9 protein-coding genes are annotated in these 13,393 nt (G+C 72.4%); all 9 read left to right on the top strand.

The window, feature by feature from the left end; all coding sequences use genetic code 11:
• Positions 1 to 100: 100 nt before the first annotated feature.
• The 9 genes from J2S41_RS23340 (at position 101) to ngcE (ending at position 13,339) form a co-directional block, all read left to right on the top strand.
• Entirely contained in the window at positions 101 to 1,408 is a 1,308-nt protein-coding gene (locus J2S41_RS23340) for an aspartate aminotransferase family protein (RefSeq protein ID WP_310370484.1), read from the top strand.
• Entirely contained in the window at positions 1,408 to 2,892 is a 1,485-nt protein-coding gene (locus J2S41_RS23335; protein ID WP_310370482.1) for a CoA-acylating methylmalonate-semialdehyde dehydrogenase, read from the top strand. Before J2S41_RS23340 ends, J2S41_RS23335 begins: the two co-directional genes overlap by 1 nt.
• Before the next feature lie 36 nt (positions 2,893 to 2,928).
• The gene (locus tag J2S41_RS23330; protein ID WP_310370480.1) at positions 2,929 to 3,645 is read left to right on the top strand and encodes a hypothetical protein; all 717 of its coding nucleotides are present in this window, start codon (positions 2,929 to 2,931) and stop codon (positions 3,643 to 3,645) included.
• 96 nt (positions 3,646 to 3,741) lie between these two features.
• On the top strand, positions 3,742 to 4,695 hold the full coding sequence (locus J2S41_RS23325) for an ATP-binding cassette domain-containing protein (protein ID WP_310370478.1): 954 nt from the start codon (positions 3,742 to 3,744) through the stop codon (positions 4,693 to 4,695).
• Complete coding sequence (locus J2S41_RS23320) at positions 4,692 to 5,525, top strand: ABC transporter permease (protein WP_310370476.1); 834 nt, start codon at positions 4,692 to 4,694, stop codon at positions 5,523 to 5,525. Before J2S41_RS23325 ends, J2S41_RS23320 begins: the two co-directional genes overlap by 4 nt.
• Positions 5,526 to 5,832: 307 nt before the next feature.
• The gene (locus J2S41_RS23315; protein ID WP_310370474.1) at positions 5,833 to 9,018 is read left to right on the top strand and encodes an ATP-binding protein; all 3,186 of its coding nucleotides are present in this window, start codon (positions 5,833 to 5,835) and stop codon (positions 9,016 to 9,018) included.
• A gap of 206 nt (positions 9,019 to 9,224) precedes the next feature.
• Entirely contained in the window at positions 9,225 to 10,562 is a 1,338-nt protein-coding gene (locus J2S41_RS23310; RefSeq protein ID WP_310370473.1) for a radical SAM protein, read from the top strand.
• Positions 10,563 to 10,939: 377 nt separating this feature from the next.
• Complete coding sequence (locus tag J2S41_RS23305; protein ID WP_310370471.1) at positions 10,940 to 11,860, top strand: MurR/RpiR family transcriptional regulator; 921 nt, start codon at positions 10,940 to 10,942, stop codon at positions 11,858 to 11,860.
• Between the two features lie 57 nt (positions 11,861 to 11,917).
• Positions 11,918 to 13,339 (top strand): N-acetylglucosamine/diacetylchitobiose ABC transporter substrate-binding protein, encoded by a 1,422-nt coding sequence (ngcE, locus tag J2S41_RS23300; protein ID WP_310370469.1) that lies wholly within the window; start codon positions 11,918 to 11,920, stop codon positions 13,337 to 13,339.
• Positions 13,340 to 13,393: the final 54 nt, after the last annotated feature.

Here is a 13,393-nt window from a genome sequence, read left to right as displayed (position 1 = left end):
ATCCGGCGAAACGCGGCCGGCAACGTGTCAGGACCGGGCGAGCACGGGGCGACAGCGTGTCAGTTGCCCTGCCCGGGCTCGGATGGAAGCGTGCAGGGGTATGAGCGATGACCTGCTGGCGCGCCATCGCGCGGTGCTGCCGTCGTGGATGCCGATCTACTACCCGGACGACCCGATCGAGATCGTCTCGGGGTCCGGCCGGCGGGTGGTCGATCAGCACGGGCGCAGCTACCTGGACTTCTTCGGCGGCGTGCTGACCAACATGATCGGGTACGACGTGCCGGAGATCCGCGAGGCGGTGGAGCGCCAGCTGGCCACCGGCGTCGTGCACACCTCCACGCTGTACCTGATCCGCCGGCAGGTCGAGCTGGCCGAGAAGATCGCGCGGGTCTCCGGCATCCCGGACGCGCGCGTCTTCTTCACCAACTCCGGCTCCGAGGCCAACGAGGCCGCGCTGCTGATGGCCGCGAACCTGCGCCGCTCCAACCAGATCCTGGCGATCCGCAACAGCTACCACGGCCGCACGCTCGCCACCATGGGCGTCACCGGGCACCGCAGCTGGTCGGCCAGCTCGCTCAACCCGTTCTCCGTCTCCTGGCTGCACTCGGGCGACCGGGTGCGCGGCCTGCTGGCCTCGCTGTCCGACTCCGATCACATCGACGCGGCGGTCGAAGACCTGCGCGAGGTGCTGGCCACGCAGACCGCCGGTGACGTCGCCGCGCTGATCGCGGAGCCGATCCAGGGCGTCGGCGGCTTCGTCCACGCGCCGGACGGCACGCTCGGCGCGCTGAAGAAGGTGCTGGACGCGCACGGCATCCTGCTGATCTCGGACGAGGTGCAGACCGGCTGGGGCCGCACCGGCGAGCACTTCTGGGGCTACCAGGCGCACGGCGTGACGCCGGACCTGCTGACCTTCGCCAAGGGCATCGGCAACGGGTTCGCACTGGCCGGCGTGGTCGGACGGGCCGAGGTGATCGACGCGGTGCCGGCGATCAGCTTCTCCACGTTCGGCGGCAACCCGATCTCCACGGCCGCCGGCAACGCGGTGCTCGACTACGTGCTCGACCACGACCTGCAGGCGAACGCGGCCCGTACCGGCGCGATCCTGCTCGACGGCCTGAGGGCCGCCCAACCCGACTACAGAATCCTCGCGGAGGTACGCGGGCGCGGCCTGATGATCGGGCTGGAGTTCGTGCACCCGGGCACCACCGAGCCGGACGCGGCCTCGACCGTGCGCGTCTTCGACGAGTGCCGGCGCAACGGGCTGCTGGTCGGCAAGGGCGGCCTCTACAACAACGTGCTCCGGATGGGACCGCCGCTCACGCTCACCGAGGACGAGGCGCGCGAGGGCCTCCAGATCCTGGTGAACGCGATCGCGACGGCAGACGCAGAGGCGGTGACCCTCTAGTGATCGCGCACTTCGTGGGCGGAAAGCCCTGGCCCGGCACCTCCACCCGGACCGGTGACGTCTTCGACCCGGCCACCGGCACGGTCGCCGACACGGTGGTGTTCGCGTCCGCGGACGACGTGGACGCGGCCGTGCGGGTCGCCTCGGACGCGGCCCGCAGCTGGCGGGACGCGTCCCTGGCGAAGCGGTCCGCCGTGCTCTTCGCGTTCCGGGAGATCATGAACGCGCGCCGGGACGAACTGGCCGCCGTGGTCACCGCGCAGCACGGCAAGGTGCTGTCCGACGCGGCCGGCGAGGTGCAGCGCGGCCTCGAGGTGGTCGAGTACGCGTGCGGCATCCCCACCCTGGTCCGGGCCGGCTTCAGCGAGAACGTGTCCACCGGCGTCGACTCGTACGCGATCCGCCAGCCGCTCGGCGTGGTCGCGGTCATCTCCCCGTTCAACTTCCCGGCGATGGTCCCGCTGTGGTTCGTGCCGATCGCGATCGCGGCCGGCAACGCGGTCGTGCTCAAGCCGTCGGAGAAGGACCCGGGCGCGGCCGTGCTGCTGGCCGAGTGGTTCGCCGAGGCCGGGCTCCCCGAGGGCGTGCTCAACGTGGTGCACGGCGACAAGGAGGCGGTCGACGCGCTGCTCGACCACCCCGCGGTCAAGGCGGTCTCGTTCGTCGGCTCCACCCCGGTCGCCCGGTACGTCTACCAGCGCGGCACCGCGGCCGGCAAGCGCGTGCAGGCGCTCGGCGGCGCGAAGAACCACATGGTCGTGCTCCCCGACGCCGACCTGGACCTGGCCGCGGACGCCGCGGTCAACGCCGGGTTCGGCTCGGCCGGCGAGCGCTGCATGGCGATCTCCGTGGTGGTGGCCGTGGAGCCGATCGCGGACGAGTTGGTCGCCAAGATCGCTTTCCGGATGTCCGGCATCCGGACCGGCGACGGCCGGCGCGGCTGCGACATGGGCCCGCTGGTCACCGGCGCGCACCGGGACCGGGTCGCGTCCTACGTCGCCGCCGGGGTCGAGGCCGGCGCGACCGCGGTGGTGGACGGCCGCGACCCGGCCGTGGACGGCGAGCCCGGCGGGTTCTGGCTCGGGCCCACGCTGTTCGACCACGTCACGCCGGACATGTCGATCTACCGGGACGAGATCTTCGGCCCGGTGCTCTCCGTGGTCCGCACGGGCTCGTACGACGAGGCGCTCACCCTGGTCAACGACTCGCCGTACGGCAACGGCACCGCGATCTTCACCAACGACGGCGGCGCGGCCCGGCGCTTCCAGCACGAGGTGGAGGTCGGCATGGTGGGCGTGAACGTGCCGATCCCGGTGCCGATGGCCTACTACTCGTTCGGCGGCTGGAAGGCCTCGCTGTTCGGCGACACCCACGCGCACGGGCTGGAGGGCGTGCACTTCTTCACCCGCGGCAAGGTCGTCACCAGCCGCTGGCTGGACCCGTCGCACGGCGGGCTCAACCTGGGCTTCCCCACGCAGAGCTGACGCGCGCGCCCGGCGGCGGCTGACTAGGGTGCGTGCGTGCATCCGTACCAGCCCCAGCAGTCGCCGCCGTTCGTGTTCGTGGGCGGGCAGCCACCGGCGCCCGCGCCACGACGGCGGAACCCGGCCGCGATCGCGCTGATCGTGCTGTCCGCGGTCCTGTCCGTGGCCGTGGTGCTGCCGGCCGCGTTCCTCGGCATCCGCTACCTGACCTTCCCCGACGGGCCGCACCGCACGCCGCCGCGGGTGTGCGCCACGCTGACCGGCGCGCAGACCCGGGAGCTGATCGGCGCCGGGACGCCGCTCGACGGCAAGGGCCTGGGCGGCCTCGGCGACCCGGAGAACACCTGCGCGATCGAGTTCGCCGATCGCGGCACGCTGGACATCGCCGTGACCTACCGGTACCGCGACTGGCGGTCGAGCGGCATCGACAAGGCGCGCGAGGGCTTCGCGAACCGGTCGAGCCTGATCCGGCAGGCGCGGGTGCTGAGCGCGGAAACCGTGATCGCCGGCGCCGGCGACGAGTCGCTGTGCGTCGGCGTCGCGGACCTGGACACCGTGAACGTGCTCTACGACTGCGTGATCCGGGACGGCAACGCGCGAATCGACCTCACCTACCAGCCGTCGTTCGCCGCCGAGTCGGACATCCCGGAGGAGAACCGGGTCACGGCCCGGACGCTGCCCGGCATCCTGGACCGCACCGTCACCGAGGTCATCCGCCCGTTCGCGCTGGACGTGGTCGCCGGCCTGACATGAGCCGCCCGGGCCGTGTCAGTGATCTGTGCCCGTGCTGTCAGCGCCGCCCCGCAGTCTTGGGATCGCAACACCGCGACGATGACCCGAGGGGTGACCATGACCGCCGCATTCCAGGCCGAGGGCCTGGTGAAACGCTACGGAAAGACGACCGCGCTGGACGGCGTGGACCTGATCGGCAGGCCGGGCACCGTGCTCGGCGTGCTCGGGCCGAACGGCGCCGGCAAGACCACGGCGGTCCGAATCCTGGCCACGCTGCTGCGCCCGGACGGCGGGCGCGCCACGGTCGGCGGCTACGACGTGGTCAAGGACGCGGTCAAGGTGCGCCGCCTGATCGGCCTCACCGGGCAGTACGCGTCCGTCGACGAGGACCTGACCGGCATGCAGAACCTGCGGCTGATCGCCGCGCTGCTGGACTACCGCGGCGCCGAGGGCCGGGCCCGCGCGGTCGAACTGCTGGCGCAGTTCGACCTGACCGAGGCCGGCGGGCGCCCGGTCAAGACCTACTCCGGCGGCATGCGACGCCGCCTCGACCTGGCCGCGAGCCTGGTCGGCCGGCCGGACGTGATCTACCTGGACGAGCCGACCACCGGTCTCGACCCGGCCAAGCGCGACGACGTCTGGGCCATGGTCCGCAACCTGGTCACCGACGGCGTGACCGTGCTGCTCACCACGCAGTACCTGGAGGAGGCGGACGCTCTCGCGGACGAGATCTCCGTGATCAACCACGGCAGGGTCATCGCGCACGGCACGCCCGCGCAGCTCAAGCACATCGTCGGCGGCCAGACCGTGGTGGTCCGCCCGCTCGACCCGGAGCACGCGCCCGCGGTCGCGGACATTCTGCACGGCGTGGCCGGCGTGGCGCCGGAGTCGCCCAGCCGCGGCGTGCTCACCGTGCCGGTCGACGGCGACGCCGCGCTCGGCCACGTGGTCCGGCAGCTCGCGGCGGCCGGCATCCCGGTGCTGGAGCTGGCGCTGCGCCTGCCCAGCCTGGACGAGGTCTTCTTCAGCCTGACCGGCCGCCACGACACGCGTGAGGAGCAACCCGCATGACCACCTCCACGGGTACGGCGTCCGCGCTGACCGACGCCCACGCGATCCCGGTCCGCCCGCGGCCCCGGCCGTTCGGCCTGGTGCGGCACAGCCTGCAGTTGGCGAAGCGCAGCCTGCTCAAGACGCTGCGCACGCCGGAGCAACTGCTGGACGTGACGCTCCAGCCGGTGCTGTTCGTCGTCATCTTCGTCTACCTGCTGGGCGGCGCGATCGCCGGCTCCACCCACGACTACCTGCAGTTCCTGCTGCCCGCGATCATGGTGCAGACCGTCATGTTCGCGTCCACGGTGACCGGCACCAACCTCAACACCGACATCGAGAAGGGCGTCTTCGACCGCTTCCGCAGCCTGCCGATCGCCCGGTCCGCGCCGCTGATCGGCTCCGTGCTCGGCGACCTGATCCGGTTCGTGGTCGCGATCCTGGTGCTGCTGGCGTTCGGCTACGCGATCGGCTTCCGGATCGGCACCGACCCGCTCCAGCTGCTCGCCGCCGCGCTGGTCACCATGACGTTCGGCTTCTGCCTGAGCTGGGTGTCCGTGCTGATCGGCATGGTGGTCCGGTCGCCCGGCGCGGTGCAGGGCCTCGGCTTCCTGGTGATGTTCCCGCTGACGTTCGGCACCAACATGATGGTCCCGACCGACACGCTCCCCGGCTGGCTGCAGGCCTGGGTCACCATCAACCCCGCCACCCACGCGATGGAGGCCGCCCGCGCCCTGATGCTCGGCGACACCCCCGCCGGCGCCCCGGTCCTCAAGACCCTCGCCTGGTCCCTCGCCATCCTGGTCGTCTTCGCCCCCCTCGCGGTCCGCGCCTACCGCCGCCGCACCTGACCCCCTGCCACCGGGTCCGCCGCCGCCGCGCCTCTCCCCGGGCCGGCGGCGGCTCCGCCGCTGTCCACCAGCGGCAGGCCGCCGCACCTCGGAGACCGCCCCGGCGGCGGCTCGCGGCAGGCGGCTCGTCCGAGGGCGGTTCCTCGTCCGATCCCGCACCCGGCCACCGTTCCCGCGAGTTCGGCGTCTCCGCCGGGCCGGCGGCGCTCGCGTCGTACGGCGTGCGGTCGAGCTACCACCCGGGGATGAGAGAGGGCTGCGCCCCGTGGGGGAGTGCGGGAAGGCGTGGGGGTGAGACAGTGGCCTGGTGCGGGTGGGAATTCTGGGGCCGCTGGAGGTGGCCGCCGACGGGGTGGCCGTCGAGGTGGCCGGGGGACGGCTGCGCGCGCTGCTGATCCGGCTGGCGCTGGAGCCGGGGCGGGCCGTGCCGGTGGCGGCGCTGGCGGACGCGCTGTGGGCGGACGGGGCGCCGGCGGATCCGGTGGGGGCGGTGCAGCAGCTGGTGTCGCGACTGCGGCGGGCGCTGCCGGACGGGGGCGTGCTGCGGTCGACGCCGGCCGGATACCTGCTGGAGCTGCCGGCGGACGCGGTGGACGCGGCCGAGTTCGAGCGGCTGGTGGCGGACGGGCGGCGGGCGCTGCGCGCGGGACGCGCCGAGGAGGCCGGTGCCACGCTGCGGGACGCGCTGCGGCTGTGGCGCGGCGCCGCACTGGCCGACGCGGCCGACGCGCCGTACGCGCTGGGAGCCGCCGCCCGGCTGGAGGAGCTGCGGCTCACGGCGGCGGAGGACCGGGCCGAGGCGGAGCTCACCGCGGCCGGTGACGCGGGCGTGCCGGCGGAACTCGTCGCGGAGCTGGGCGAGCTGGCGCTCGCGCACCCGCTGCGCGAGCGCGTGCAGGCGCTGCGCATGCGCGCGCTGATCGCGGACGGTCGCGTCGCCGAGGCGCTGGCCGCCTACGCGCAGCTGCGCCAGCGGCTCGCCGCCGAGCTGGGCGTGGACCCGTCGCCGGAGGTGCAGGCGGTGCACCTGGCCGCGCTGCGCGGGCAGCCGCGGCCGTCCGCCTCGCCGGCCGCGGGGACCAACCTGCGCGCCGCGCTGAACAGCTTCGTCGGCCGCGAACCGGAGCGCGCGCTGCTCACCAAGCAACTCGCCGAGGGCCGGCTGGTCACGCTGGTCGGTCCGGGCGGCGCCGGCAAGACGCGGCTGGCGACCACGGTCGCCCAGGAGATCTTCGAGGGTACGGCCGGGAGCGCCGGCATCGGCGTGTGGCTGGTCGAGCTGGCGCCGGTGGCCTCGGACGACGACGTGGCGCAGGCCGCGCTCGGCGCGCTGCAACGGCTGCGGGTGACCGCGTTCGGCGGCACGCGCCGGCCGGGGGCGGGCGTGTCGTCGCCGATCGACCGGCTGGTGGAGCTGCTGGCGCCGCACGAGGCGGTGCTGGTGCTGGACAATTGCGAGCACGTGGTCGCCGGCGCGGCCCGGCTCGCGGACGAGCTGCTCGGCCGCTGCCCGCGACTGCGGATCATCGCGACCAGCCGGGAGCGCCTGGGGATCGCCGGGGAGGTGCTCTGTCCCGTACCCCCGCTGGATCTTCCTCCGGCGGCGGAGGTGCGCGCGCCGGACGCGCTCGGCTGGGCGGCGGTGCGGCTGTTCCGGGACCGCGCGGTCGCGGCCCGGCCGGACTTCGCGGTCGACGACGCCACCGTGGGCGCGGTGGTGGAGGTCTGCCGCCGGCTCGACGGGATGCCGCTGGCGATCGAGCTGGCCGCGGCGCGGCTGCGGGCGCTGCCGATCCACGAGGTGGTGCGCCGGCTCGACGACCGGTTCGCGCTGCTCACCGGCGGCAGCCGGACCGCGCTGCCCCGGCACCGGACGCTGCGCGCGGTGGTGGCCTGGAGCTGGGACCTGCTGGACGCGGAGGAGGCGCGGCTCGCGGAGCGGCTGGCCGTGTTCCCGGGCGCGTTCACCCCGGCCGACGCGGAGGCGGTCTCCGGCGTGCCCGGCGACGTGCTGCTCTCCCTGGTCGACCGCTCATTGGTGCAGATCGCGTCCGCGGCGGACGCGGCCGAGCCGCGCTACCGGATGCTGGACACCATCGCGGCGTACGCGGCGGAGCGCCTCTCGGTGTCCGGCGAGGCCCACCGGACCCGGGTCGCGCACGCGCGGCACTTCCTGTCGCTGGCCGAGGAGGCCGAGCCGCACCTGCGCCGCGCGGAGCAGCTGGCGTGGCTGGCCCGGCTGGACGGCGCGCACGCGGACCTGATCGCGGCGCTGCGGTTCGCGGTGGAGGCCGGCGACGCGGACACCGCGGTCCGGCTGGCCGCGGCGCTGTGCATGTACTGGATCGTGACCGGCAAGCAGGCCGAGGCGCTGGAGTGGTGCGGCGCCGCGGCCGCGCTGCCCGGCCCGGCGCCGGCCGACGCGCGCGCGATCGTGCTGGTCGCGGGCCTGCTTCCGCGGTTCACCGAGATCGATCAGGCGGCGGCGCTGGCCAAGATCCGTGCGGTGCTGGACGGGCTGGGCGGGGCGCACCGGCATCCGTTCATCGCGCTGATCGAGGCGGGCCTGCCGGTCTTCGAGGACGACACGCCGGCCGCGCTCGCGGTGATGGAGCGGCACCTGGCCGGGCCCGATCCGTGGTTGCACGCCATGATGCACGTGATCCGGTCGCACGTGCGGGAGAACGACGGCGACCCGGCCGGCCGGCGCGAGGAGCTGGAGACCGCCTGCGCGATCTTCCGCGACCTCGGCGAGCGGCTGGGGCTCGCGGTGTCGCTCACCGAGCTGTCCGAGGCGCTGTCGGTGGCCGGCGAGTTCGACGCGGCGCTCTCCGTGCTCGACGAGTCGACCACGCTGCTGCGCACGCTGAACGTGAGCGACGACCTGGCGCACCAGCGCATCTGGCGCGCGCTGATCGCGGCCCGCCGGGACGGCCCGGCGCGGGCGCGCGCGGAGTTCGAGGCGGTGCTGGCGGAGTGTGCGGAGTCCGGGTCGCTGCGGGCGCAGTCGTTCGCGTACCTGTCGTTCGGCGTCGCGTTCGCCGCGCTCGGCGACCTGGACCGGGGCGAGGCGCAGCTGCGGCGCTCCCGGGCGCTGATGGCGGCGGCCCGGACCGCGCCGCCGCAGGTCGACGTGTTGATCGACTGCGGACTGGCGGTGATCGCGGCGCTGCGCGGGGACCCGGAGACGGCCGCCGCGCTGCTGCCCGGCGCGGTGGCGGCCGCGATCCGGTCCGCGGACATCCCGGTGCTGGCCCGGGCCGGCGTGGCGCTCGCGTTCCTGCGCCGGGCGGAGGGGCGGCCGGCCGACGCGGCGGAGTTGCCGGGCGCGGTGGAGGCGATCCGGGGCGGGCCGGACCGGCTGAGCATGGACGTGGCGGCGCTGACCGACGCGCTGGCGGCGGAGCTGGGGGAGACGGCGTTCGCGGCCGCGGTGGCGCGCGGGCGCGGACTGTCCCGGGAGGCGGCGGTCGCGCTGCTGCCCACCCCCTGAGCCGCCGTGACAGGGGGCACAGCGGTCAGTGCCCCCGGGGTGTTCGCCGAGGACGGATGGTGAGGTGGAGACCGAGCCTTTGTCAACCTGGCCCCACCCGGGTACACCGGAGTTGTTGACCATCACCTGGCAGTCGGGTGCGCGCCAGGTGGACAATTGCTCGCTGGGAGTCGACGCACGACCCACTTGCAGGACGGAGATCGCGGATGGATAGGCGTACCGACGTCATCGAGGACCTGATGGCAAGGTTCCCGCACATCCCGAAAGAGGCCGTGATCAAGGAGGACCTGCTGCGTGGCGGCGTCGCCTTCGACGGCTCGATGCTCACCGACGGGGAGGACGGCGAGGTCAAGCCCAAGTCGTACTTCATCTTCTCGTTCGACCACCGGACACTGCCGGAGCTGGGCGAGGCCGCGCTGCGCCGCCCGCCGGAGGAGATCATCCTGACCGGCGGGCCGTACGGCCTGCGCCGCACCGTGGTCTCCGTCCGGGTCAACCCGGCGTCGCCGTACAAGATCGCGGCGGACGAGGAGGGCCGGGCGAAGCTGTTCCTGGACGGCCGCGCGATCTCGGACGTGGGCCTGCCGCCGATGCCGGACTATTACCGGCACACGCTGCGGAACGGTAAGTCGGTGATGGAGGTGGCGCCCACCATTCAGTGGGGCTACCTGATCTACCTGACCGTCTTCCGGGTCTGCCAGTATTTCGGCGCCAAGGAGGAATGTCAGTACTGCGACATCAACCACAACTGGCGCCAGCACAAGGCGGCCGGCCGCCCCTACACCGGCGTGAAGCCGGTGCAGGAGGTGCTGGAGGCGCTCGACATCATCGACAGGTACGACACGCTGGGCGCATCCAAGGCCTACACGCTGACCGGCGGCTCGGTCACCTCCAAGGTGGACGGCCTGGCCGAGGCGGACTTCTACGGCCGGTACGCGAAGGCGATCGAGGAGCGGTTCCCCGGGCGCTGGATCGGCAAGGTGGTGGCGCAGGCGCTTCCCAAGGCGGACGTGCAGCGTTTCTACGACTACGGCGTGCGCATTTACCACCCCAATTACGAGGTGTGGGACAAGCGGTTGTTCGAGCTCTACTGCCCGGGCAAGGAGCGCTATGTCGGCCGTGAGGAATGGCACCGCCGCATTCTCGACTCGGCGGAGATCTTCGGCCCGCGGAACGTGATCCCGAACTTCGTGGCCGGCATCGAGATGGCCGCGCCCGGCGGTTTCCGCGACGTCGAGCAGGCGATCGACTCGACCGGCGAGGGCCTGCAGTACTTCATGTCGCGGGGCATCCTGCCGCGGTTCACCACCTGGTGCCCGGAGCCGACCACGCCGCTGGGGAAGATGAACCCGGAGGGCGCGCCGCTGGAGTACCACATCCGGCTGCTGGACCGGTACCGCGCGACCATGGACGCGAACGGCATCCTGCCGCCGCCCGGCTACGGCCCGCCCGGCGCCGGCAACGCGGTCTTCTCGGTCAGTTCGTTCATGGACACGCTCCCGGCGGACACCGCGATCGCGGAGGAGACGCCCGCGACGGTGTGACCGCCGCGAACCGTGCGAAAGCCGGCAACCCGATCACGGGTTGCCGGCTTTTTCGTGTGCCGGCGCGGTAAGACGGATTTTCACGGAGGGTGGCGTGGACTCCCGTGCGATCAGGGCCACGTTGCCGCACGTACCCTCATGGATTTCGATCTTGTTAAGACGCGACGCGCCGCGCTGACGGCCAGTAACCGCACCGTGGGCAGCGTTTATGCAGCTTGATGCAAGTCCTTAGGGTTCCGTTAGCACGCGGGTGTGAACGATCGGTGACCGCAGGCTCGGTAACGGTTTGAAAACTTCAACCGAAGTCTTGACACGAGGGGGGCGTCAGTAAGAAGTTTTACCACCAAACAGTAAACATTCTTTTCGGAGGCGCGTTAATGACGGAGGTAGACACCGCCGCGGTGACCGCGGTGCACGATGCCTCCGTGCGGGAGGGCGGCGTCCTGGTGCGCGTGCGCTCGCGGCTGCCGGAGTTCACCGGCGCGCTGCAGCGGGTCGCGGAGCAGGTGCTGGCCGACCCGGCCGTCGCGGCCCGGTCCACGATCGTGGAGCTGGCCGAGCGCAGCGGCACCTCGCCGGCGACGGTGACCCGGTTCTGCCGGGCGCTGGGCTTCGAGGGGTACGCCGACCTGCGGCTGGACATCGCGGCCGAGACCGGCCGCGCCCGGGCGGCCGGGTGGACGGTCGACATCGGGCGCGAGATCCAGCCGAGCGACCCGCTGGAGCGGGTTCTCGACCAGCTCATGGCCGCGGACACGCGGGCCATGCAGGACACGGCGGCGCTGCTCGACCTCTCCGAGGTGGAGCGCGCGGCGGCGGCGATCGCCACCGCGGACCGGGTCAACATCTTCGGCGCCAGCGGCAGCGCGCTGGTCGGCGGGGAGATTCAGTTCAGCCTGCACCGCATCGGCGTGCCGGCGTGGGCGTGGACCGACGTGCACAACGGTCTGGCCAGCGCCGCGCTGATGCGGAACGGGGACGTCGCGCTGGGCATCTCGCACAGCGGGCAGACCCGCGAGACGATCGAAATGCTGGCCGAGGCCGGCAGTCACGGTGCCACCACCGTGGCCCTGACCAGTTTTCCGCGCGCACCGCTGGCGGAGCTGGCCGACATAGTCCTGCTGACCGCGACGCAGGCCACCACGTTCCGGCCGGACGCGCTCTCCGCGCGGCACCCGCAGCTGGTCGTGCTGGACCTGCTCTACATCGCGGTCGCGCAGCGGACCACCGAACGTTCCCATGCGGCCTTTCAGCGCACCGCCCGGGCAGTCGACGGGCACAAGGGCCGCAAAGATTAGTTGAAACCCTTCCCTCCGCCAACGGTATGTAGTTCGTCATCAAGGAGCTGCGACACCATGTCTGACAACGACCTCACCCGCCGGACAGTGCTCCGCCGGACCGCGGCCGCCGGCCTGCTGGCCACCCCGGCCATGGGCTTCCTCTCCGCCTGCGTCGCCGGCGGCGGCGACGGCGGCGCGACCGACCAGGCGGAGGGCGAGAAGAGCGCGGAGAACCCGCTCGGCGTCGACCCGGCGGCCCCGCTCGAGGTGGTCATCTTCAACGGCGGCTACGGCGAGAAGTACGCCACCGACGTGCACGAGCCGCTGTACAAGACGAAGTTCCCGAACGCGCAGATCAAGCACTCCGCCACCCAGGAGATCGCGACGACGCTGCAGCCGCGGTTCGCCGGTGGCACCCCGCCGGACTTCGTGAACAACTCCGGCACCAAGTACATGGACTTCGGCACGCTGATCCAGGACGGGCAGCTGCAGGACCTGTCCGAGCTGTTCGCGGCGCCGTCCGTGGACGACCCGGCCAAGAAGGTCTCCGACACGCTGGTCGCCGGCACGGTCGAGTCCGGCACGTACAACGGCAAGCCGTACGTGCTGAACTACGTCTTCACGGTCTACGGCCTCTGGTACTCGGAGAAGCTCTTCAAGGAGAAGGGCTGGACGGTGCCGGCCACCTGGGCCGACTTCACCGCGCTGCTGGACAAGATCAAGGCCGCCGGCATGACGCCGTACTCGTACGCCGGCAAGAACGCGCCGTACTACCAGTACCTGGTCATCCTGGCCACGGCCGCCAAGATCGGTGGCCCGGACGTGCTGAAGAACATCGACAACCTGGCGGACGGCGCGTGGAAGCACCCGGCCATCAAGACCGCGGCCACGCAGTGGGCGGAGATCGGCGCCAAGTACATGGACAAGGCGCACGAGGGCCTGATCCACACCGAGGTGCAGCTCCAGCAGAACCAGGGCAAGGTCGCGATCTACCCGTCCGGCTCGTGGCTGGAGGCGGAGCAGTCCGCGTCCACGCCGGAGGGCTTCAACTACGCGGTCATGCCGATCCCGTCCGCGACCGCCTCCGACGCGCTGCCGGCCACCGGCCTGTACGCCACCGCGGGTGAGCCGTACTTCGTCTCCGCCAAGGGCAAGAACCCCCGCGGTGGTATGGAGTACGCGCGCCAGATGCTGTCCAAGGCGGGCGCCAAGGGCTTCATCGAGCTGAACAAGTCGCTGACCGCGGTCGCCGGCGCGGAGGAGGGCATCCAGCTCTCACCGGGCCTGACCAGCGCCTCCACGGTGCTGAAGGCGGCCGGCGCGAACGTCTTCTCGTACCGCTTCGACAGCTGGTACAAGGAGCTCGACACCGAGCTGCGTACCGCCACGAACGCGCTGATGTTCGGCCGCGAGAACGCCGACCAGTTCGCGGAGCGGATGCAGAAGAAGGCCGACGCGATCAAGGCCGACTCGTCGATCACGAAGTTCACCCGCTGATGTAGGCAGGGCGGGGCGCGGGTTCCGCGTCCCGCCCATCTTTCCTGAGGATCT

The organism is Catenuloplanes atrovinosus, assembly GCF_031458235.1.
Taxonomy (GTDB): Bacteria; Actinomycetota; Actinomycetes; order Mycobacteriales; family Micromonosporaceae; genus Catenuloplanes; species Catenuloplanes atrovinosus.
Note: the sequence above shows the minus strand (reverse complement) of the source record. Positions and strands in the feature narration are given on the sequence as shown.

Excerpts from the sequence above, each read along its gene's own strand:
- J2S41_RS23340 (WP_310370484.1), top strand. The coding sequence starts at position 101 with ATGAGCGATGACCTGCTGGCGCGCCATCGCGCGGTGCTGCCGTCGTGG.
- J2S41_RS23325 (WP_310370478.1), top strand. The coding sequence starts at position 3,742 with ATGACCGCCGCATTCCAGGCCGAGGGCCTGGTGAAACGCTACGGAAAG.
- J2S41_RS23320 (WP_310370476.1), top strand. The coding sequence starts at position 4,692 with ATGACCACCTCCACGGGTACGGCGTCCGCGCTGACCGACGCCCACGCG.
- J2S41_RS23310 (WP_310370473.1), top strand. The coding sequence starts at position 9,225 with ATGGATAGGCGTACCGACGTCATCGAGGACCTGATGGCAAGGTTCCCG.
- J2S41_RS23305 (WP_310370471.1), top strand. The coding sequence starts at position 10,940 with ATGACGGAGGTAGACACCGCCGCGGTGACCGCGGTGCACGATGCCTCC.
- ngcE (WP_310370469.1), top strand. The coding sequence starts at position 11,918 with ATGTCTGACAACGACCTCACCCGCCGGACAGTGCTCCGCCGGACCGCG.